Source organism: Mesorhizobium sp. M7A.F.Ca.CA.002.05.1.1 (genome assembly GCF_003998335.1).
Lineage (GTDB): Bacteria > Pseudomonadota > Alphaproteobacteria > Rhizobiales > Rhizobiaceae > Mesorhizobium.
In genome coordinates, this window is the sequence record NZ_RZQI01001120.1 from 1 (window position 1) to 1,669 (window position 1,669).

Consider the following 1,669-nt stretch of genomic DNA (forward strand, 5'->3'; position numbering starts at 1 on the left):
GCACGCACATGGGCAACCGCGCGATCGAAGACGAGGCCACCGCGAACCGGAAAATCCTTGACAAGATGGCGCACGGAAAGCGCTGCCGCCGGCTTGGTTTCGACTTGAGTTTGCTCCACTGCGCTCATGGGGCCATGCTTCCACTGTCCAGTTCTGCCGCCGCCAGCGAGGCGCTATGGAAGGGCGGCAAGGTCGTCGCGAAATGGCAGGCCGAGAAGCGGCCGCCTATGTCGTGCAAAGGCGGATCCTCGGTCCTGCAGCGTGCCTCGGCATAGATGCAGCGCGGATGGAAGGCGCAGCCGCCCGGCAAGCGCCCAAGTGCGGGTGGCGAGCCATCGATCGAAAACAGCCGCTCGCGGCTTTCCTCGAGATTGGGGATCGAGGCAATGAGGCCGCGCGTATAGGGATGGCGCGGGTCGGCGAACAGCTCGGATACGCCAGCCTGTTCGACGACACGGCCGGAATAGACGACCGCGACGCGGTCGGCATGACCGGCGACGACGCCGAGATCATGGGTAATCAGCACCAGGCCAAGGCCGAGCCGCTCCTGCAACGAACGCAGCACTGCCAGTATCTGCGCCTGCACCGTCACATCGAGCGCCGTGGTCGGTTCGTCGGCGATCAGCAAATCGGGATCGTTGGCGACGGCCATGGCGATGACCGCGCGCTGGCGCATGCCGCCGGAGAATTCATGCGGATACTGGTTCACCCGGCGCTCCGGCTGCGGGATCGCCACCAGATTGAGCAATTCCACCGCCCGCGCCATGGCCTGCTTGCGGGTGACGCGCTGATGCAGCCTGACCGCCTCGGCGATCTGGGCGCCGACGGTCATCACCGGGTTTAGCGAGGACAGCGGGTCCTGAAAAATCATGGCGATGCGCGCGCCCCTGATCTTGCGCATTTCGCGTGACGATTTGCCGACCAGTTCGTCGCCGTTGAAGCGGACCGAACCGGTGACGACCGCGTTCTTCGACGTCAGGCCGAGCGCGGCGAGCATGCCGACGGACTTGCCCGAGCCGGATTCCCCGACAATGCCGACCACTTCGCCCTTGGCGACTTCGAGGTCGATGCCGCGCACCGCTTCGAACTGATCGCCTGCCCGCCGGAAGCCTACCCGCAGGCCGCGTATGGACAGCAGCGGCTCGCGCTCGCCTGCCTTGTCGGCTGCGCCGGACTGCGCTGAAGATATCTGTGCGCTCATCGCTTAATCCGACCTTGGATCGAGAATGTCGCGCAAGCCGTCGCCGATGAAGTTGAAGCCGAGCACGATGGTGAGGATGGCGACGCCCGGACCGAAGGCGATCCACCATTGGTAGAAATGGACGGCGCCATCGGAGATCATCGACCCCCATTCGGGCGTCGGCGGCGTGGCGCCGAGACCGATGAAGCTGAGCGACGCGGCAAGCAGCACGACCTGGCCGAGATCCATCGTCGCGCTGATCAGCACCGGGGTCCAGCAAAGCGGCAATATGTGCGTGAACAGCACGCGGCGCGGCCTGGCGCCGGCGGCGATCGCCGCCTCGACATGCTCACGCTCCTTCACCTCCAGCACCTGCGCCCGCATCAGCCGGGCATAGACCGGCCACCAGACCAGAACCATGGCGATGGCGGCATTGCCGAGGCCCGGCCCAAGCGACGCCGCGACGGCCATAGCCAGCAGCATCGGCGG

The 1,669-nt window shown here is 66.1% G+C and carries 2 protein-coding genes; both read right to left on the reverse strand.

Annotation, left to right across the window (positions count from 1 at the left end):
- Positions 1 to 124: 124 nt before the first annotated feature.
- The gene (locus EN939_RS33165; protein ID WP_127271705.1) at positions 125 to 1,201 is read right to left on the reverse strand and encodes an ABC transporter ATP-binding protein; all 1,077 of its coding nucleotides are present in this window, start codon (positions 1,199 to 1,201) and stop codon (positions 125 to 127) included.
- Positions 1,202 to 1,204: 3 nt separating this feature from the next.
- On the reverse strand, positions 1,205 to 1,669 hold a 465-nt coding region (locus EN939_RS33170; protein ID WP_164751469.1), incomplete at its 5' end, for an ABC transporter permease.

What these genes read in the sequence shown, in the direction of transcription:
- EN939_RS33165 (WP_127271705.1), bottom strand. Translation starts at nt 1,201, where the DNA reads ATGAGCGCACAGATATCTTCAGCGCAGTCCGGCGCAGCCGACAAGGCA.